Genomic DNA, 17,883 nt, shown 5'->3' with positions numbered 1-17,883 from the left:
TCCGCCTGCCGGCACCTTCTCCCCGCAGGCGGGGAGAAGGGACTTGCGGCATGGTCTCATCCTTCGTTTGCCGTTTGTTTGCGGGAAAACGAGGCGGTATCCGCCTTCTCCCCGTTTATGGGGAGAAGGTCGCGGCAGCGGAATGAGGGGCAGGCCCACCCTTTGGAGCCACTTTCCTTTCGCCAAGTTTGCTCTAAAACGACTCCGCAATCCGGAGCATGTCATGGCGAACGCGAAAACCCCCGTCGAAATCCTGACCGAAGAAGAGGCCGCGGCCGAGCTTGCTTTCCTGGCGGCGGAGATCGCGCGCAACGACGAGCTTTACCATGGCCAGGACGCGCCCGAGATTTCGGATGCCGACTACGATGCCCTGAAGCGCCGCAACGAGGAGATCGAGGCGCGCTTTCCCGCGCTGGTGCGCGACGACAGCCCGTCGCGCCGCATCGGCTCCGCGCCGCTGCCGACTTTCGCGCCGATCACCCATTCCCGGCCGATGCTGTCGCTCGACAACACGTTTTCCGACGAGGACGTGCGCGACTTCGTTGCCTCCGTCTACCGCTTCCTCGGCCGCCTGCCGGACGATTCCATTGCCTTCACCGCCGAGCCGAAGATCGACGGCCTTTCCATGTCGATCCGCTACGAGAATGGCCGCCTCGTCAGCGCCGCAACGCGCGGCGACGGCACGACGGGCGAGAATGTCACCGCGAACGTCTTGACCATCGCCGAAATCCCGAGCCGGCTGCCTTCCGGCGCGCCGGCCGTCGTGGAAGTGCGCGGCGAGGTCTATATGGCCAAGAGCGACTTCCTCGCCCTCAACGAGAAGATGGCGGCGGAAGGTAAGCAGACTTACGTCAACCCGCGCAACACGGCGGCCGGCTCGCTGCGCCAGCTCGACGCCTCGGTGACGGCGAGCCGCAAGCTGCGCTTCTTTGCCTATGCCTGGGGCGAAATGTCGGAGATGCCGGCCGATACGCAGTTCGGCATGATCGGGGTGCTGAAAGGCTGGGGTTTCCCCGTCAACCCGATGACGCAGCGGCTTTCGCGCGTCGAGGACATCATCGCGCATTACCGCGAGATCGGCCTTGCCCGGCCGGATCTCGACTACGATATCGACGGCGTCGTCTACAAGGTGGACGAACTGGCGCTTCAGGAGCGCCTCGGCTTCCGTTCCCGCTCGCCGCGCTGGGCGACGGCGCATAAGTTCCCGGCCGAGCAGGCCTTCACGACGGTCGAGAAGATCGACATCCAGGTCGGCCGCACCGGCGCGCTGACGCCCGTCGCGCGGCTGACGCCCGTCACGGTCGGCGGCGTGGTCGTCACCAATGCGACCCTGCACAATGCCGATTACATCGAAGGCATCGGCAATAACGGCGAGCGTATCCGCGAAGAGGAACACGATATCCGCATCGGCGATACCGTGATCGTGCAGCGCGCGGGCGACGTGATCCCGCAGGTGCTCGATGTCGTGATGGAGAAGCGGCCGGCGGACGCGGTGTCCTACGAATTCCCGAAGACCTGCCCGGTCTGCGGCAGTCATGCCGTGCGCGAGCGCAACGAGAAGACGGGCCGGCTCGATTCCGTGACCCGCTGCACCGGCGGCTTCGTCTGCCGCGCGCAGGCGGTGGAGCACCTCAAGCATTTCGTCTCGCGCAATGCTTTTGATATCGAAGGGCTTGGCTCCAAGCAGATCGATTTCTTCTTCGAGGCGGAAGACGCGTCCCTCACGATCCGCACCGCGCCCGATATCTTCACGCTGGAGAAGCGGCAGGCGGCTTCCCTGACCCGGCTGGAGAATATCGATGGCTTCGGCAAGGTGAGCGTGCGCAAGCTCTACGACGCCATCGACGCCCGCCGTTCCATCGCGCTCAACCGCTTCATCTATGCGCTCGGCATCCGCCATGTCGGCGAGACCAATGCGAAGCTGCTGGCGCGCGCCTACGGCACCTATGCCGCCTTCGAGGAAGGGATGAAGGCATCCGCCCCGCTTTCCGGCGAGGCATGGGCCGAGCTGAACAATATCGACGGCATCGGCGAGGTCGTCGCCCGCGCCATGGTTGAGTTCTACAAGGAGCCGCGCAATCTCGATGTCATCGGCCGGTTGCTGGAGGAGGTGACGCCGCAGGCCGCCGAGGCGGTCGTCGTATCGTCCAGCCCCGTCGCGGGCAAGACGGTGGTCTTCACCGGATCGCTGGAGAAGATGACGCGCGATGAGGCCAAGGCCATGGCCGAGCGGCTGGGCGCGAAGGTGGCGGGTTCGGTGTCGAAGAAGACCGATCTCGTCGTTGCCGGTCCCGGCGCAGGCTCCAAGCTCGACAAGGCGCGCGAATTCAGCGTCGAGGTGATCGACGAGGACGGCTGGTTCGAGCTGATCAAGGGATCGTGAGCGCCGGCGGCTCACCGCATTCGCGGCGTCTCGTGCCGTAAGGCTGTGTGAAAACGGCGCGGAACCGAAAGGTCCGCGCCGTCAGTCGTTCATTCAGTCGCGTTCCGGCTTCTTGCCCTTGGGCTTGCGGGCCGCGCCTTCGGGCTTGGCGAATTTCTCGTCGCGCTTGCCCTTGAAGGGCTTTGCGCCGGCGAAGGGCTTTGCGGGCTTCTTGCCGCCGTCTTCGCGATCCTTCCAGTGCGGCTTGGCGCTCACGCCTTCCGGCTTGTCGAAATCGCGCTTCTTCTCGAAACGGGGCTTCTTGTCGCCTTCGCCCTTGTTGAAGTCGCCCTTGTTGTCGCGGTCCTTCCAATGCGGCTTGGCGCTGGCGCCTTCCGGCTTGTCGAAGTCGCGCTTCTTCTCGAAGCGGGGCTTCTTGTCATAGCCACCCTTCTTCTCGAATTCGCCCTTCGGCTTCCAGTCGGCGCGGCGCTCCGGACGGTCGTAGCGCGGTGTCTTCTCGCCGGGCGTGCGCTCGTAGAACTGCGGAGTGAGGTCGGGCATGCCTTCCAGCACGGTCACGCGGATGCCGCGCTCCAGCATGCTGTTCGGCCCGAGCGCGCCGAGGAAACCGTCCGACGCATCGGCGGAGAGTTCCACGAAGGTCTCCTCCGGCTGCATCTTGATCGCGCCGATCTCGTTCTTGGTGATGTTGCCGTTGCGGCAGAGCATGGGGATCAGCCAGCGCGGCTCGGCGCGCTGCTTGCGGCCGACGGAGATGGAGACCCAGACGCTGGAGGCGAAGCTGTCGCGCGGGCGCTTGGTTTCGGCCGGAATGGCGTCGTTGCTGCGCTCGCGCGGCTTGCGCTGCTCGAGCGAGACTTCCATCAGGTCTTCCGGCGCAGAGCGGCCGGCCTTGAAGAAGCGGGTGACGGCAGCGGCGAGCTGGCGGGCGTCGAACTTTTCGACCAGCGCCTCGACGGTCGCTTCCTCGTCCTCGGTGACCTTGTCGGAAAGCAGCGGATCGGCGAGCAGGCGCTCGTCGTCGCGGCGCAGGATTTCCTCGGCCGACGGCGGGGTCGCCCAGTTCGCCTTGAGGTTTGCGATCTGGAGCAGGCGCTCGGCCTTGCGGCGGGCGTTGAGCGGCACGATCAGGGCGCTGACGCCCTTGCGGCCGGCGCGGCCGGTGCGGCCCGAACGATGCAGCAGCGTATCGGGATTGGTGGGCAGGTCGGCATGCACGACCAGCTCAAGGTTCGGCAGGTCGATGCCGCGGGCGGCGACGTCGGTGGCGATGCAGACGCGGGCGCGGCCGTCGCGCATGGCCTGAAGGGCATGGGTGCGCTCGTTCTGGCTGAGTTCGCCGGAAAGGGCGACGACGGAGAAGCCGCGGTTGTTGAAACGGGCCGTCAGGTGGTTCACGGCTGCACGCGTCGAACAGAAGACGATGGCGTTCTGCGCGTCGTAGAAGCGCAGCGTGTTGATGATGGCGTTCTCGCGGTCGGCGGGAGCGGTGAGCAGGGCGCGATAGTCGATGTCGACGTGCTGCTCCTTCTCGGCGGCGGTCGAGATGCGCATCGCGTCGCGCTGGTAGTTCTTGGCGAGCGCGGCGATCTCCTTCGGCACGGTGGCCGAGAACATCAGTGTCCGGCGGTCTTCCGGCGCGGCTTCCAGGATGAATTCGAGGTCTTCGCGGAAGCCGAGGTCCAGCATCTCGTCGGCTTCGTCGAGAACGACGGCGCGGATGTCGGAAAGGTCGAGATTGCCCCGGGTGATGTGGTCGCGCAGGCGGCCGGGCGTGCCGACGATGATATGCGCACCGCGCTCAAGCGCGCGCCGTTCCGTGCGCACATCCATGCCGCCGACGCAGGAGGCGATCACGGCGCCGGTCATCTCATAGAGCCATTCCAGCTCGCGCTTGACCTGCATGGCAAGTTCGCGCGTCGGGGCGATGACGAGGGCGAGCGGGCTGCCGGCGCGGTCGAAGCGGTCTTCGCCTTCCAGCAGCGTCGGGGCGAGCGCCAGGCCGAAGGCCACGGTCTTGCCGGAGCCGGTCTGCGCGGAGACCAGCGCGTCGGCATCGCCGATCCTGGGGTCGGAGACGGCGATCTGCACCGGCGTCAATGTGGTATAGCCGCGTTTTTCCAACGCCTTTGCCATCGCCGGAGCGAGGCTTTCGAAACTCGTCATGTGGGGTCTTTCGGAATTCGGGTTCAGCGGCGATCTTGCGCCGCACTCTCAAGCCCGTGAATGACGAGCGTGTGTGCGCGCTCTCTACTGGTCATTGCCGCAAATGTACAGTGCGCAAAACGCAAAGCTGCCCAGCAGCTTAAGCTATAAGGGGCAAAAGTCTTTGCCGATTGTCTTTTTGCGCTGCACAAGATAGAAAACGCCACCCCCGGAAATGCTCCCGAGAAGGCATGCGGGCGGCATCGCCCACGGGAGAGGGCGAGAGCAAGGAGGAATGGCGATGCAGACCTTCACCACCATCGCGGATTTGCGCGCGGCTCTCGCGCCGCACAGGCTGGACGGTCGCACGATCGGCCTCGTTCCCACCATGGGCTATCTTCATGTCGGCCATATGGAGCTTGCCCGCAGGGCGCTCGCCGACAACGACATCGTCGTCGCCACCATCTTCGTCAATCCGCTGCAGTTCGGCGCCAACGAGGATCTTGCGCGCTATCCGCGCGACCTTGCCCGCGATCAGGCGATGCTGGAGGCGGCGGGCGTGCACTATCTCTTCGCGCCCGGCGTCGAGGACATGTATCCGCGGCCGATGGAAACGGTGGTCGACGTGCCGAAGCTCGGCGTGGAGCTGGAAGGCTCGGTGCGTCCCGGCCATTTCGCCGGCGTGGCGACCGTCGTCACCAAGCTCTTCAACATTGCCGGTCCCGACCGCGCCTATTTCGGCGAGAAGGATTTCCAGCAGCTCACCATTATCCGCCGCATGGTCCTCGATCTCGCCCAGCCCATAGAGGTGATCGGCGTGCCGACCGTGCGCGAGGTGGACGGACTGGCTTGCTCGTCGCGCAATGTCTATCTCTCCGCCGAGGAACGCGCCGCCGCCGCCATCGTGCCGCGCGCGCTGGAAGAGGCCGAGCGGCTGATCGCGGTGGGCGAGACGGATGCGCGCGCGCTGGAGGAAGGTGTTGCCGCCTTCATCCGCTCCGAGCCGCTGGCGAGGCCGGAAGTGGTCGCCGTGCGCGATCCCGAAACGCTGGCCGAAATCGACACGGTCGGCGCCCGGCCGGTTCTTTTGTTGCTTTTCGTGCGCTTTGGGGGCACGAAGCTCCTCGATAACAGGGTTCTTGGCCCGCAAAATGCAAAAAAGGTAGCGTGACATGAGCGTACACACCGCCAAGCGTCGTCTGGCTCCCGCCGACATCAAGGCCCTCAAGGGTGAGCGTCCCATCGTCAGCCTGACCGCCTATACGACGCCGGTCGCCAAGCTCATGGACCCGCATGTCGATTTCATGCTGGTCGGCGACAGCCTCGGCATGGTGCTCTACGGTCTCGATTCCACCGTGGGTGTGACTGTCGAGATGATGATCGCCCATGGCCAGGCCGTCATGCGCGGCTCGTCCAACGCCTGCGTCGTCATCGACCTGCCGTTCGGCTCCTACCAGCAGTCCAAGGAGCAGGCCTTCGCGACGGCCGCCCGGGTGCTGAAGGAAACCGGCTGTTCGGCCGTCAAGCTGGAGGGCGGGGCGGAGATGGCCGAGACGGTGCATTTCCTCACCCAGCGCGGCATTCCGGTGCTTGGCCATGTCGGCCTGATGCCGCAGCTCATCAACACGACGGGCGGCTACCGCTCGCTCGGCCGCAACGACAAGGAAGTCGAGAAGATCCGCAAGGACGCGGCCGCCATCGATGAGGCCGGCGCCTTCGCCATCGTCATCGAGGGCACGGTCGAGCCGCTGGCGCGCGAGATCACCGGCAACGTCAAGGTCCCGACCATCGGCATCGGCGCCTCGCCGGCCTGCGACGGGCAGGTGCTGGTGGTGGATGACGTGCTCGGCATCTTCACGGATTTCAAGCCCCGCTTCGTCAAGCACTTCGCCAATATCGCGCCCATCATGAGCGAGGCGTTCGCGACCTATGCGGAAGAGGTGAAGGCCCGCAGCTTCCCCGGGCCGGAGCATACGTTCCAGCTCAAGAAGAGCTGAACTGCAAGCCTCCAAGTCCGCTTCCGTCATCCTCGGGCTTGTCCCGAGGATCCACCCACATCCAACGTAGCAGATCCTCGGGACAAGCCCGAGGATGACGGAGGAGGGGCAGCATCCATCAGCAACGGTTGCCCCAACGCGCTGATCGATCAATCCTGCTGAATGGTTCATCAGCCATATTGGTTTGCCGGTCGGTCTTGGCTGCTCTATGGCTTTGCCATTCGAAGAGAAAGACCCATGACCCCCGCCACCAAAGAAGAAATCCGCGACGCCTTCCGGCGCGGCATTGCCGTCGCCATCGCCGCTGCGCCCTTCGCCGTCCTGTTCGGCGCCGTCGCCATCGACAATGGCCTGACGATCGCCGAGGCCGCGCTGATGAGCGCGACGCTCTATGCCGGTGCAAGCCAGCTCGTCGGTGTCGAGCTGTTCAACCACAATGTCGCGCCCTGGCTGGTGGTGCTGTCGATCTTCGCGGTGAATTTCCGCCATGTGCTCTATTCGGCGGCCATCGCGCCGCATATCCGCCATCTCACCTTCTTCGAGAAGGCGACGTCGCTGTTCCTTTTGACCGACCCGCAATTCGCCGAGACCGAGCGGCGGGGCGATGCGGGTATCCGCGTCACCTATATCTGGTCCATGGTGCTCGGCCTTAGCGTCTACGTGCCCTGGCTCTGCCTCACGGTGGTCGGCGGCTTTCTCGGCAACCTGATCGGCGATCCCCGCTCCATCGGCATCGACGTGCTGCTGCCGATCTACTTCATGGGCCTCGTGCTCGGCTTCCGTAGCCGGGCGAACTGGCTGCCGGTGGTGATCGCGTCCGGGGCTGGCTCGATCCTCGCGCTGCATTTCGTCGGCTCGCCCTGGCATGTCAGCCTGGGCGCGCTTGCCGGCATCGCCGTCGCCGCGCTTTTGCCGCTCGATGCCAAGGAAGCCGAAGCGCCCATCGGCGACGTCATTGAAGGGGAGGCGTGACTATGGACACGCTGTTTCATGCCCAGACGCTGCTGATCATCGCGGCAGGGGCCATCGCGACCTATCTGACACGCGTCGGCGGCTATATCTTCATCACGCGCATGAAGCGCATTCCGCCGCGCGCCGAAGCGGCGCTGAACGCCGTTCCGGCGGCCGTGCTCACAACGCTGGTGGCTCCGGCCGCCGTGACGGGCGGGTGGGACGTGAGCCTGACGATGGCCGTCGCGCTTCTTGCCGGCATGCGGCTAGCGCTGCTGCCGATGCTGGCGGTCGGCTGGATCGTCGTGATGATCCTGCGTTACTTCATCATCGGCTGATAGAGGCCGTCGCCTTTTCCAGCCAGGCCTTCGTCGCGTCGTCCGACAGGAGCGGCAGGAGCTTTTCACGCGTTTCCGCGTGGTAGGCATTGAGCCAGTCCAGTTCCTCGTCCGTCATCAGGGCGGGCAGGACGAGCCGGCGGTCGATGGGGCAGAAGGTCAGCGTCTCGAAGCCGAGCATGTTAATGTCGCCGCCCGGAACGGGCGCGGCCGGCAGCACATGGACAAGATTTTCGATGCGGATGCCGAAGCTGCCGGGGCGATAGTAACCCGGCTCGTTCGAGAGGATCATGCCGGCAAGCAGCTCCTGCGTCGAAAGCCGCGAGATGCGCTGCGGACCCTCATGCACCGAAAGATACGAGCCGACGCCATGGCCGGTGCCGTGGGCGAAATCCGCGCCGGCCTTCCAGAGTGAAATGCGGGCGAGGGGATCGAGATCGCAGCCGCGCGTGCCCTTCGGGAAACGGGCGAGGCTGATGGCGATCATGCCCTTCAGGACCAGCGTGAAGAAGCGCTTCTGCTCCTCCGGCACCGCGCCGATGGCGACCGTGCGCGTGATGTCCGTCGTGCCGTTGATATATTGTGCGCCGGAATCGATGAGGAACATCGTGCCCGGTTCGATTGCGGCATCGGTGGCCGTCGTCACGCGGTAATGCATGATGGCGGCATGGGCGCCGGCGCCGGCGATCGTGTCGAAGGAAACGTCCTTGAGCGGGTTCTGCTGGCGCTCGCCGACGCTGCGGCGCACGTCCTCCAGCTTCTTTGTCGCGGCGATCTCCGTCACCGTGCCGGGTGTGGTGCCGTCCAGCCAGGCGAGGAATTCGACCATCGCCGCGCCGTCCTGCAGATGGGCGCGGGCGGAGCCTTCGAGTTCGACCTTGTTCTTGCAGGCGCGGGGCAGGCGGGCCGGATCGACGGCCTCCACCAGCGTGCCGCCCTTGGCGCGCACGATCTCGGCCAGCGCGAAGGGCGCCTGATCGGGATCGATGAGGATGCGCTTGCCTGCGGCCGCCAGTGCCGCGATGGCCTCGTCGAACTGCGAGGGGGGCACGAGGTCGGCGAGCTGGGTGAGGTAGGCTTCCTGCTCGATGCCGGTCTTGCGCTTGTCTAGGAAGAGCTGCGGGCGGCCGCTTGCCGGAATGATGGCGCGGGCCAGCGGATGGGGCGTGTGCGGCACGTCGCTGCCGCGGATGTTGAAGATCCACGCGATGGAGGAGGGGTCGGTGACGGCGAGCGCATCCGCGCCGGCCTTCGCCGTCGCCTCGGCCATCGTCACGAGCTTGTCCCTGGCGAGTTCGCCGGCATGCTCGATGGCCTGGATGGCGACACGACCGAGCGGCTCGCTCGGGCGGCCCGTCCAGGCCTTGTCGAGCGGGTTATAGGGCAGGAAGACGAGCGCGCCGCCGAGGCCGGCCAGCGCCTTTTCCAGCCGGCGCACTTCCGCGCCCGTATGCAGCCACGGGTCGATACCGAGACGGAAACCCTTCGGTGCGTGGTGCTGCAGCCAGAGATGCGGCGGTTCGCCGACGAGGTCGCCGCCGGTATAGACGCTGCCGTCCACCTGTTCAGCAAGCTGCGTGACGTAGCGGCCGTCGACGAAGACCACGGCCTTGCCGCGCATGACCAGCGCGACGCCGGCCGAGCCGGTGAAGCCCGTCAGCCAGGAAAGACGCTCGGCGGAGGCCGGCACGTATTCTCCCTGATATTCGTCCGCCCGCGGCACGAGGAAGCCGTCGATGCCGAGCGCATCGAAGGTGGCGCGCAGGGCGTCGGCCCGCTCGCGGCCGAACTGGGGCGTGGAGGTGACGTCGAAACTCTGGAACATGGGAGACATCCGGTAGGGCTATGAATCGTGCCCGCAATCTAGCCCATCGATATCGTGCGTCAAAGGCGGGAAAACAGGACTGTAAGAGGTATCATATTGGACTTATGCGCCTGGCGCATGGCACCCATTCGTCAAAAGGGGCTATTTCTATTTTTTTTATAGATTATAAGCAGCTCCAACGAAGCGAACTTGAAACGCGCTTCAAGCGAAACGAAGCGAAAGTTCCTCCAGTCCTTCGTAACGCATATAGCTAGGTGTTCCGATCAGGCGTCTTGCCGGTCACTCCTCCTCCCTCCTCCGGGAAGGCGCTCGGAACGCATAGGCCCGCTTGAGCACTCCTCCTCCTCAAGCTCGCGGGCAGGTCGGTTCGCCGGCCCATAGGCGGTGCCTCTGGCACCGCCTTTTCTTTTGCCTTGATTCCGGTGACGAGGCGGCGGCGTGCGAAGCACTCCGCCGCGGGTGGCTCAGCGACGGTTGTCGAGGTGGATCGTCACCCAGCCCTCGCGCCAGATGGTCTTCACATGGCGCAGGCCCGCGCCGTTATAGGCGGCGAGCACCTTCCAGCGCTGCGAGGCGAGGATGCCCGACAGGATGACGTCGCCGTTCGGGGCGAGCTGGGCGGCAAGCTGCGGGGCCATGCGCATCAGCGGGCGGGCTAGGATATTGGCGATGATGAGGTCGAAGGGGCCGTGGCGGCCGAAGGCGGTGGAGTGGAAGCCGGGGGCGGTTTCCAGCGCGATGCCCGAGGCGATGCCGTTGAGGCGCACGTTCTCACGGGCGACGCGGGTGGCGACGGGGTCGATGTCGGTGGCGAGCACCTGAACGGGCGCCAGCTTGCGCGCGGCGATGGCGAGCACGCCGCTGCCTGTGCCGAGGTCGAGCACGCGCTTGACCTTGCGGGCGCGCATCACGTTGAAGATGACTTCGAGGCAGCCGGCGGTCGTGCCGTGATGGCCGGTGCCGAAGGCCTGGCCGGCATCGATCTCGATGCCGATCTCGCCGGCGCGCGGGGTGCCCCGGTCATGCGAGCCGTGCACGACGAAGCGGCCGGCCCGCACGGGCTTCAGGCCTTCCAGCGACTTGGCGATCCAGTCGATGTCCGGCAGTTCCTCGCGCTGAATCTCGACGCCGGGGAAATCGTTTTCGAGCAGGGCGGCGAAGCGCTGGTGGATTTCCGCCTCGTCCGGCCGGAACATGTAGACGGAGGCTTCCCAGATATCGTTCTTCTCGTCGATCTCCATCGTCGCGATGGCGTAGCCCTCTTCCTCGAAGGCGTCGGTCATCAGCGAAAGCGCGACGTCCGCTTTCCTTTCGGTGGTGGAGATGTAGAGGCGGATTTCGCTCACGGGTCGGCTTCCTGTTGTTTCAGGTCCGCCTAGCATGTCCGAAAGCCGAGGGCAAAGGCCGATCTTACCGCTTGATCAGGTTGGCGAGCTTCTGCTCCGCGACCTCGGGATTTTCGCCATAGGCGATGGTGCCGGTGAAGCGGCCGTTCGCATCGAGCAGGTAGACGGAGGCGGTATGGTCCATCGTGTAGTCGCCGTCGGGCTTGGCCTCGTCGAGCGGCACCTTGCGGTAATAGACGCGGAAGCCCTTCGCCATCTCCAGCACCTTGGCCGGATCGCCGGAAATGCCGGTGATGCGCTTGGAGACATTGCCGACATACTGGCCGACGAGCTCCGGCGTGTCGCGCTCGGGGTCGACGGTCACGAAATAGGCCTGGAGCTTCGAGCCGTCCGGATCGACCTTGGAAAGCCAGCCGTCGAGTTCGAAGAGGGTCGTCGGGCACACTTCCGGGCAATGGGTGAAGCCGAAGAAGAGGGCGGAGGGCTTGCCGGTGAAGGCCTTCTCGGTGATCGGCTTGCCGTCCTGCGCGACGAGTTCGAAGGGCACGCCGAACGGGCCGCTCGCGACCTGTTCCTTGGTCCGGGTCATTTCCAGCGTCAGCCAGCCGAGCAGGGCCGCGACGAGCGCGACGGCGATCCAGAGTACGAGGCGCAGGGTCTTCATGGCGATCCTTCGAAGAAACGGGAGAGGCTTGGTGCCGCTTGCCAGGTTTCATAGTCCCTTGCCGGACACCGCGCAAACGCGCCAATTGCCGCAAGGACGGACAAGGCGGCGTGCTCTCGCAATCGTGATCAGAAACACCAGGACATGCCGGATTCGGCAAGGCTGAGGAAGATCGCCGTCCCATGCTCCAGCCATCCCGCGAAGGCGGCGGTGGCGGCCATGACGCCGAGGCCGAGCGCGATGAGCGCCAGCGGCAACACGGTATATCGGCGGGCGGTCTTGTCCATGCCGGGGAGCATAGCATGGCGAGGGCGGTTCTCAAACTGCCGCTACGTCAAGCTTCCGCGGGTGGGCCGTCGGCCGAAATAGACCGAAACGCCGGCTTCGGCGCGCAATTCTTAGGCATTGCTTAATCTCTCTTTGCCACCTTGTCGGTAGCGCGCAATAGGCCTGAAGGCTTGAGGACATGATGTCCGCCGCACGCCGGCAACGGCGGGCTGCGCATCTCAAACAGTTCGCTCCCCGTGGGGAAGAGGTCTTGTCCATGTCCAACGCCATCAAGCAGTCCGGCGCCTATCTCGAAATCGTTTCCTTCCATCTGGGCGAGCAGGAATTCTGCATCGACATCATGGCCATCCGCGAAATCCGCGGCTGGGCGCCGGTGACGCCGATGCCGCACACCCCGCCCTACGTGCTCGGCCTCATCAACCTGCGCGGCGCGGTTATCCCGGTCATCGACATGGCCTGCCGCCTCGGCATGAAGATGACGGAACCGTCTGAGCGCTCCGCCATCATCGTCACGGATATCGCCGGCAAGCTGGTCGGCCTTCTCGTCGAGCAGGTCTCCGACATGATGACCATCAAGAGCGAGGCCCTGCAGCCGGCGCCCGAAATCATCCCGGAAGCCCAGCGCGCCTTCTGCCGCGGCATCGTCGCGCTGGAAAAGTCGATGGTCTGCTTCCTCAACCTCGATACGGTCATCGCAGACGAGCTCGCCCAGGCGGCCTGAGGCGATCCGGCACGGATTGCAGGTTTCGGCACCCGGCGGGTTTCCGTCCGGGTGCTTTTGCGTTGCACCGAAAAACCTTGATCTTGCCCCATTTGGACAGGAACCAAACGGGGAAGCTGCCGTTTTCTCCCTGCTTCCCGTAACTAACAGTGGAGAAATGTTATGAACAAGACAGTGACAATCGCCCTTGCTTCGCTTCTCGCGGTATCGCCGGTCGCAGGCCTCGCCTATGCTCAGGATGCAACCACCGAAATGGGGGCGGACAGCATGTCGACGGCCTCCATCACGGCCGACAAGGTGAATGTCGTCCAGATTTCCACGCTGGAAAGCGATGAATCGCAGCGTGGCGAATTCGATCGCCTTTCGAGCCTGTCCAAGGACCAGGCTGCCGTGGAGAAGGCCCAGGCCGATCTCCAGTCGGACCCGGCGCTGACGGAAATCCTCGCCTCCAAGAACGTTCAGCTTCAGAATGTGGTCGAGGTGAAGACTGCCGCTGACGGCGGCAAGATCGTCTATGTGAAGTAAGCGCAGCAGACGTGAGGAAACGCCCCGGCGCATCGTGCCGGGGCGTTTTTCATGGCTTGCCGCTCGTCCAGGTCACGGTCTGGCCGTAGAGCGGGACCGTGGAGATCGACATCTTCGCCGAACCTTCCGTAGGCTCGCGCGAATGAGCGAGATAGATCAGCGTATCGTTCTTCCTGTCGTAGATGCGCGTGACGATGAGCGACTTCCAGATCAGCGACAGGCCCGACTTGAAGACCTCCTCGCCGCTGCGGTCCGGATCGATATCGCCGATGGCGATGGGACCGGTCTGCTGGCAGGATATGGCGCTGTTCGACGGGTCTTCGAACCAGTTGCCCTTTTTCAGGCGGTCGATGACGGAACGGTCGAAATAGGTGACGTGGCAGGTGACGCCGCCGACCTTCGGGTCGGTCACGGCGTCGATATAGATATCGTTGCCGATCCAGTCGACGCCGACCTTGCCGACCGTTTCGGCGGCGGCCGGCAGAGCCGTGAAGGCCATGAGGCCGGCAAAGGCGAGGGTGCGCAGGTGAGGGGTGGAAGGCGTCAGCGGCATGGCGGGTCTCCTTGGCTCCCCGAAAGGTAGGGACTTCCGCCCGCCGCTTGCAAGATGCCTTGTCAGGATTTTGCCGCGGCGATGGTCGCGCGCACAGCGTTTGTGTCCGTCAGCGTCAGCTCGTATTCGCGATCCTTCTCCGTGCCGCCCATCCCGACATGCGGGTTGCGGAACTGCATGCCGCTCGGCACGGTCTTCAGCGCCGCGAAGTGCATTTCGGCAAGGCCCGCCTCGTCGCGCACCTTGCGGATATTGTCCGCATCGAGCGCGCCGCAGCCCATGATGACGATGCGGCCGGCCGCCTGCTCGACGGCGCTCTTCAGGATTTGCACGCCTTCGACGGCGGTGTCGCGCTGCCCGGAGGTCAGCACGCGGTCGATGCCGCAGCGGATCAGCGCTTCCAGCGCTTCGCGGGCGTCCGCCGTCATGTCGAAGGCGCGATGGCAGGTGACGGACATGGGGCGCGCGGCTTCGACCAGCGCCTTCGTGCGCGCCTCGTCGATCCGGCCGTCCGGCGTCAGGCAGCCGATGACGACGCCAGCGACACCCTCGGCGCGCAACGCCTTGATATCCTCGATCATTGTCTCGAACTCGGCCTGGGAATAGAGGAAGTCGCCGCCGCGGGGGCGGATGATGACGTGGACGGGGATGCGCGCGGCCTTCACGGCGGCGCGGATCGTGGCGAGGCTCGGCGTCAGGCCGCCCTCCATCAGGCTCGCGCAGAGTTCCACGCGGTCGGCGCCGGCTTCCTGCGCGGCGAGGAAACCGTCGATGCCTTCGACGCAGAGTTCGATGAGGGGCTTGGTCATGGCGTCTTTCCGTTCGCTAAGGGTCAGGCTTCGCGCCAGACGGTTTTCAGGAGCCGCAGCCAGTTCTCGCGGCAGAGTTTTGCAAGGTCGTCCTCACCGTAGCCGGCCGCGCGCAACGCCTCGACGAGCGCTTGGCCGCCAGCGGCGTCGGTGATGGCGGCCGGGATGGTCGCGCCGTCGAAATCCGAGCCGAGCGCCACGCAGTCGATGCCCATGCGTGCCACCATATGATCGATATGGCGCACCATGTCGGAGAGGGGCGTGTCGGGGTTCTCCATGCCGTCCGCGCGCAGCATGGTGGTGGCGTAGTTGAGGCCGGCGATGCCCTTGCGCTCGCGAATCGCGTCGAGTTGGCGGTCCGTCAGGTTGCGGGAGATCGGCGTCAGGGCATGGGCGTTGGAATGGGTGGCGACGAGCGGCTGCGTGCTTTCGCGCGCCACGTCCCAGAAGCCCTGCTCGGTGATATGGGCAAGATCGATCATGATGCCGAGCCGGTCGCATTCCTTCACCAGCGCGACGCCGGCCTCCGTGAGGCCTAGGCCGGTATCGGGGGAGGAGGGGTAGGCGAAGGGCACGCCATGGCCGAAGCGGTTGTGCCGGCTCCAGACGGGGCCGAGCGAGCGCAGGCCCGCCGCATAGAGCGTTTCCAGCGTCGAGAGGTCTTCCGTGATCGGCTCGCAGCCCTCGATATGGAGCACGGCGGCGAAGCGGCGGGCCTCCATGGCGGCACGGATATCGGCGGTCGAGCGGCAGATGGCGAGCGCGCCCGCGCGTTCCAGCCGGAAGGCGATGGCGGCCATTTCGAGGGCGGTTGCAAGGGCGGCGCGCTGCTCCAGCGGGCCGACCATGCGGATGCTGTAATGGCCGTTCTCATCCACCTCGCGCGGCGGATAGTCTTCGTTCGGCGGGATGAACATGGCGCAGAAGCCGCCGGCCAGCCCGCCCTTCAGCGCGCGGGGCGCGTCGATATGGCCCTTGTCCGTGCCATCGACGAATTCGGCGATGGGGTCCTCGCCCTTCTGCGCATGTTCCCACAGGCGCAGGAGAACGTCGTTGTGGCCGTCGAAGATCAATTGCATGTGCTGCCGCTCCTATCCTTGACCCCGCCGATAGAGCCGATTCCGCCGCGACCCGCAAGGACCGCGGCGGCCTGTCAGGCGGCGAAGACCGGCGTGCCGCCGATCCAGGTGGCGGCGACGTTCACGCCCACGTCGATGGCCGTGAAGTCCGCGTCGTGGCCATGGGTCAGGCGGCCCTTGCGGCCCGTCATGCCGATGGCCTCGGCCGGATAGAGCGAGGCCATGCGCAGCGCTTCCTCAAGGTCGATGCCGACGACGTCGCGCATGTAGCGGATGCAGGAGGCCATATCGATGTCGGCGCCGGCGAGCGTGCCGTCGGCCAGCGTCAGGCGACCGTCCTTGCGGAAGATTTCGCGGCCGTTGAGGAAGAAGCTCGTCATGTCCGTGCCGATGGTCGACATGGCGTCCGTGACGAGGAAGATGCGGCCGGGGCCGCGCTTGGCCCGGAGCGCCGCGCGGATGGAGGCCGGGTGGACGTGGAAGCCGTCGGCAATCAGGCCCGCATGGAGATGGCCGAGATCGAGCGCCGCGCCCACCATGCCCGGCTCGCGGTTGCCGAGCTGGCTCATGGCGTTGAAGAGATGCGTCATCATGCGCGCACCGGCATCGACGGCGGAGGACGCGGTGTCGTAGCCGCAATCGGAATGGCCGAGGCTGACCGTGACGCCGGCCGCATGGAGCGCGGCGATCTGCGCGTTCGTGGCGTTTTCCGGCGCGAGCGTCATCAGCAGGGCTTCAAGCCCCTTGCGGGCCGCAACGGTGCGCTCGACGTCGGCCTCCTCCATCGGACGGATGAGGGCCGGGTCATGCGCGCCCTTGCGGGCGATGGACAGGTGCGGGCCTTCGAGATGGAGGCCGAGGAAGCCGGGCACCGCCGCCTCGCGGGCCGCAAGGCCGGCGGCTACGGCCTTCGCCGTCACCGCGCGGTTGTCGGTGATCAGCGTCGGCAGGAGCGCCGTCGTGCCGAAGCGGGCATGGGCGGCGCAGATGGTGCGGATGCCCTCGACGTCCGGCTGCTCGTTGAGCAGCACGCCGCCGCCGCCATTGACCTGGAGGTCGATGAAGCCGGGGACGAGCGACAGCCCGTCCATCGGCACGGTGCGGGCTTCCGCCGGCACGTCGCGAAGCGCCGCGATGGCGGCGACCTTGCCGCCCTCGATCAGCAGCGCACTGTCCTCATGCCACAGATCGCCGTCGAAGATCCGGGCGCCGGTAATGGCGGTGAGCGCTGTCATCGGGTTTCCGTCACTTTCTTGAGGTTGACCGGCTTGTCGGGATCGAGACCCTTGCCGCGTGACCAGGCTTCCACGAAGCCGTAGAAGGGAACGATGAGCGCCAGCGCGTCGGTGATCGGATGGCCGGTGGCGACGAAGGGCAGCTTGCGGGCGCTTTTCGCGCCGGCGGCGGTGATGCCGACATAGGCGCCGCGCTCGGCCAGGCTGTCGGCCATGCCGGTGACGGAGGCTTCGGCCGCGTCCCGGGCGGCAAGCGCGATGACCGGGAACGCCGGACCGACGAGGGCGACCGGACCGTGCAGCACTTCCGCGGAGGAATAGGCCTCGGCATGCATACCGGAGGTTTCCTTGAACTTCAGGGCGGCTTCGCTCGCGATGGCAAGGCCCGGGCCGCGGCCGAGCACGTAGAGCGACTGGGCGTCGCGCAGGTCTCCGGCAAGCTCGGACCAGTCGAGCGCCACGGCCTTGGCGAATTGTTCCGGCAGGTCCTTCACGGCGCGGTCGAGATCGGTATCGCCCGTCCATTCGGCGAGCACGGCAAGGCCGGCGACGATGGAGTTCACATAGGACTTGGTGGCCGCGACGCTGATTTCCGGGCCGGCCGAAAGATCGAGTGAATGGGTGCAGGCGTCGGCCAGCGGCGAGGGCAGGGTGTTGGTGAGCGCGATGGAGATCGCGCCGCCCTTCGTCGCGCCGTCCGCCATGGCGACGATGTCGGGGCTCTTGCCGGACTGGGAGATGGCGATGGCCGCGCCGCCGCCGAGCTTCAGGTTCGCGCCGTAGATCGAGGCGAGCGACGGGCCGAGCGAGGCGACGGGGCGGCCCGCTGTCAGCTCGATGGCGTATTTCAGGAAGAGGGCGGCATGGTCGGAGGAGCCGCGCGCGACGGTCACGAAGAACTGCGGGTCACGCTCGCGGAGCGCCTTGCCGGCGGCGGTGATCGCGCTTGCCGAATTGGCCAGCAGACGGGCTGCGGCTTCCGGGATTTCGTTGATCTCTCTGCGCATGTTAGTCTGCATGG

Annotated in this window: 17 protein-coding genes; 7 read left to right on the top strand and 10 right to left on the bottom strand. The window is 65.9% G+C overall.

From position 1 onward, the window contains the following. Window positions 1-223: 223 nt before the first annotated feature. A complete protein-coding gene (ligA, locus tag MOE34_RS11630; RefSeq protein ID WP_242216954.1) occupies window positions 224-2,383 on the top strand; it encodes an NAD-dependent DNA ligase LigA in 2,160 nt (719 codons plus the stop codon). 93 nt (window positions 2,384-2,476) lie between these two features. Here ligA and MOE34_RS11625 read toward each other — a convergent pair whose 3' ends face one another. Further along, window positions 2,477-4,552, bottom strand: a complete 2,076-nt coding sequence (locus MOE34_RS11625; protein WP_242216952.1) for a DEAD/DEAH box helicase — start codon at window positions 4,550-4,552, stop codon at window positions 2,477-2,479. Between the two features lie 280 nt (window positions 4,553-4,832). On the opposite strand from MOE34_RS11625, the gene panC reads away from it, so the two are divergent. The 4 genes from panC (at window position 4,833) to MOE34_RS11605 (ending at window position 7,817) form a co-directional block, all read left to right on the top strand. Then, window positions 4,833-5,702 carry a pantoate--beta-alanine ligase gene (panC, locus tag MOE34_RS11620; protein WP_242216950.1) on the top strand — a complete coding sequence of 290 codons (870 nt, stop codon included), beginning with the start codon at window positions 4,833-4,835 and terminating at the stop codon, window positions 5,700-5,702. A 1-nt stretch (window position 5,703) separates the two neighbouring features. Further along, entirely contained in the window at window positions 5,704-6,528 is an 825-nt protein-coding gene (gene panB, locus MOE34_RS11615; protein ID WP_242216948.1) for a 3-methyl-2-oxobutanoate hydroxymethyltransferase, read from the top strand. A gap of 237 nt (window positions 6,529-6,765) precedes the next feature. Further along, on the top strand, window positions 6,766-7,500 hold the full coding sequence (locus MOE34_RS11610) for an AzlC family ABC transporter permease (protein ID WP_242216946.1): 735 nt from the start codon (window positions 6,766-6,768) through the stop codon (window positions 7,498-7,500). Between the two features lie 2 nt (window positions 7,501-7,502). Then, window positions 7,503-7,817: an AzlD family protein gene (locus tag MOE34_RS11605; protein WP_242216945.1), complete on the top strand. Its 315-nt coding sequence runs from the start codon at window positions 7,503-7,505 to the stop codon at window positions 7,815-7,817. On the opposite strand, the gene MOE34_RS11600 is transcribed toward MOE34_RS11605, so the two are convergent. The 4 genes from MOE34_RS11600 to MOE34_RS11585 form a co-directional block, all read right to left on the bottom strand. Beyond that, a complete protein-coding gene (locus MOE34_RS11600; RefSeq protein WP_242216943.1) occupies window positions 7,807-9,642 on the bottom strand; it encodes an aminopeptidase P family protein in 1,836 nt (611 codons plus the stop codon). The two genes, MOE34_RS11605 and MOE34_RS11600, sit on opposite strands and share 11 nt — an antisense overlap. Window positions 9,643-10,106: 464 nt before the next feature. After that, window positions 10,107-10,988 carry a 50S ribosomal protein L11 methyltransferase gene (locus tag MOE34_RS11595; protein ID WP_242216941.1) on the bottom strand — a complete coding sequence of 294 codons (882 nt, stop codon included), beginning with the start codon at window positions 10,986-10,988 and terminating at the stop codon, window positions 10,107-10,109. A gap of 64 nt (window positions 10,989-11,052) precedes the next feature. Beyond that, window positions 11,053-11,652: an SCO family protein gene (locus tag MOE34_RS11590; protein ID WP_242216939.1), complete on the bottom strand. Its 600-nt coding sequence runs from the start codon at window positions 11,650-11,652 to the stop codon at window positions 11,053-11,055. A 128-nt stretch (window positions 11,653-11,780) separates the two neighbouring features. Next, entirely contained in the window at window positions 11,781-11,939 is a 159-nt protein-coding gene (locus tag MOE34_RS11585) for a hypothetical protein (RefSeq protein ID WP_170299482.1), read from the bottom strand. 257 nt (window positions 11,940-12,196) lie between these two features. Between MOE34_RS11585 and MOE34_RS11580 the strand changes: the two genes are divergently transcribed. Both MOE34_RS11580 and MOE34_RS11575 read left to right on the top strand, forming a co-directional pair. Then, complete coding sequence (locus tag MOE34_RS11580) at window positions 12,197-12,661, top strand: chemotaxis protein CheW (protein WP_117366518.1); 465 nt, start codon at window positions 12,197-12,199, stop codon at window positions 12,659-12,661. A gap of 162 nt (window positions 12,662-12,823) precedes the next feature. After that, entirely contained in the window at window positions 12,824-13,186 is a 363-nt protein-coding gene (locus MOE34_RS11575) for a hypothetical protein (protein ID WP_242216937.1), read from the top strand. Between the two features lie 49 nt (window positions 13,187-13,235). Here the strand turns inward: MOE34_RS11575 and MOE34_RS11570 are convergent, their stop codons facing one another. The 5 genes from MOE34_RS11570 to MOE34_RS11550 form a co-directional block, all read right to left on the bottom strand. Then, complete coding sequence (locus tag MOE34_RS11570; RefSeq protein ID WP_431522375.1) at window positions 13,236-13,739, bottom strand: CreA family protein; 504 nt, start codon at window positions 13,737-13,739, stop codon at window positions 13,236-13,238. Window positions 13,740-13,801: 62 nt separating this feature from the next. Further along, entirely contained in the window at window positions 13,802-14,548 is a 747-nt protein-coding gene (locus tag MOE34_RS11565; RefSeq protein WP_242216935.1) for a copper homeostasis protein CutC, read from the bottom strand. A 23-nt stretch (window positions 14,549-14,571) separates the two neighbouring features. Further along, window positions 14,572-15,627, bottom strand: coding sequence for a dipeptidase (locus MOE34_RS11560; RefSeq protein ID WP_242216934.1), 1,056 nt, complete (start codon window positions 15,625-15,627; stop codon window positions 14,572-14,574). A gap of 74 nt (window positions 15,628-15,701) precedes the next feature. Further along, window positions 15,702-16,862, bottom strand: coding sequence for an N-acetylglucosamine-6-phosphate deacetylase (gene nagA / locus MOE34_RS11555; protein ID WP_242216931.1), 1,161 nt, complete (start codon window positions 16,860-16,862; stop codon window positions 15,702-15,704). Then, complete coding sequence (locus tag MOE34_RS11550; protein ID WP_242216929.1) at window positions 16,859-17,881, bottom strand: SIS domain-containing protein; 1,023 nt, start codon at window positions 17,879-17,881, stop codon at window positions 16,859-16,861. Before MOE34_RS11550 ends, nagA begins: the two co-directional genes overlap by 4 nt. Window positions 17,882-17,883 lie beyond the last annotated feature (2 nt).

The sequence above is a fragment of the Shinella zoogloeoides genome, from assembly GCF_022682305.1.
In the GTDB taxonomy this organism is placed as follows: Bacteria; Pseudomonadota; Alphaproteobacteria; order Rhizobiales; family Rhizobiaceae; genus Shinella; species Shinella zoogloeoides_B.
Note: the sequence above shows the minus strand (reverse complement) of the source record. Positions and strands in the feature narration are given on the sequence as shown.

What these genes read in the sequence shown, in the direction of transcription:
- ligA (WP_242216954.1), top strand. Translation starts at nt 224, where the DNA reads ATGGCGAACGCGAAAACCCCCGTCGAAATCCTGACCGAAGAAGAGGCC.
- MOE34_RS11625 (WP_242216952.1), bottom strand. Translation starts at nt 4,552, where the DNA reads ATGACGAGTTTCGAAAGCCTCGCTCCGGCGATGGCAAAGGCGTTGGAA.
- panC (WP_242216950.1), top strand. Translation starts at nt 4,833, where the DNA reads ATGCAGACCTTCACCACCATCGCGGATTTGCGCGCGGCTCTCGCGCCG.
- panB (WP_242216948.1), top strand. Translation starts at nt 5,704, where the DNA reads ATGAGCGTACACACCGCCAAGCGTCGTCTGGCTCCCGCCGACATCAAG.
- MOE34_RS11610 (WP_242216946.1), top strand. Translation starts at nt 6,766, where the DNA reads ATGACCCCCGCCACCAAAGAAGAAATCCGCGACGCCTTCCGGCGCGGC.
- MOE34_RS11605 (WP_242216945.1), top strand. Translation starts at nt 7,503, where the DNA reads ATGGACACGCTGTTTCATGCCCAGACGCTGCTGATCATCGCGGCAGGG.
- MOE34_RS11600 (WP_242216943.1), bottom strand. Translation starts at nt 9,642, where the DNA reads ATGTTCCAGAGTTTCGACGTCACCTCCACGCCCCAGTTCGGCCGCGAG.
- MOE34_RS11590 (WP_242216939.1), bottom strand. Translation starts at nt 11,652, where the DNA reads ATGAAGACCCTGCGCCTCGTACTCTGGATCGCCGTCGCGCTCGTCGCG.
- MOE34_RS11585 (WP_170299482.1), bottom strand. Translation starts at nt 11,939, where the DNA reads ATGGACAAGACCGCCCGCCGATATACCGTGTTGCCGCTGGCGCTCATC.
- MOE34_RS11580 (WP_117366518.1), top strand. Translation starts at nt 12,197, where the DNA reads ATGTCCAACGCCATCAAGCAGTCCGGCGCCTATCTCGAAATCGTTTCC.
- MOE34_RS11575 (WP_242216937.1), top strand. Translation starts at nt 12,824, where the DNA reads ATGAACAAGACAGTGACAATCGCCCTTGCTTCGCTTCTCGCGGTATCG.
- MOE34_RS11570 (WP_431522375.1), bottom strand. Translation starts at nt 13,739, where the DNA reads ATGCCGCTGACGCCTTCCACCCCTCACCTGCGCACCCTCGCCTTTGCC.
- MOE34_RS11565 (WP_242216935.1), bottom strand. Translation starts at nt 14,548, where the DNA reads ATGACCAAGCCCCTCATCGAACTCTGCGTCGAAGGCATCGACGGTTTC.
- MOE34_RS11560 (WP_242216934.1), bottom strand. Translation starts at nt 15,627, where the DNA reads ATGCAATTGATCTTCGACGGCCACAACGACGTTCTCCTGCGCCTGTGG.
- nagA (WP_242216931.1), bottom strand. Translation starts at nt 16,862, where the DNA reads ATGACAGCGCTCACCGCCATTACCGGCGCCCGGATCTTCGACGGCGAT.
- MOE34_RS11550 (WP_242216929.1), bottom strand. Translation starts at nt 17,881, where the DNA reads ATGCAGACTAACATGCGCAGAGAGATCAACGAAATCCCGGAAGCCGCA.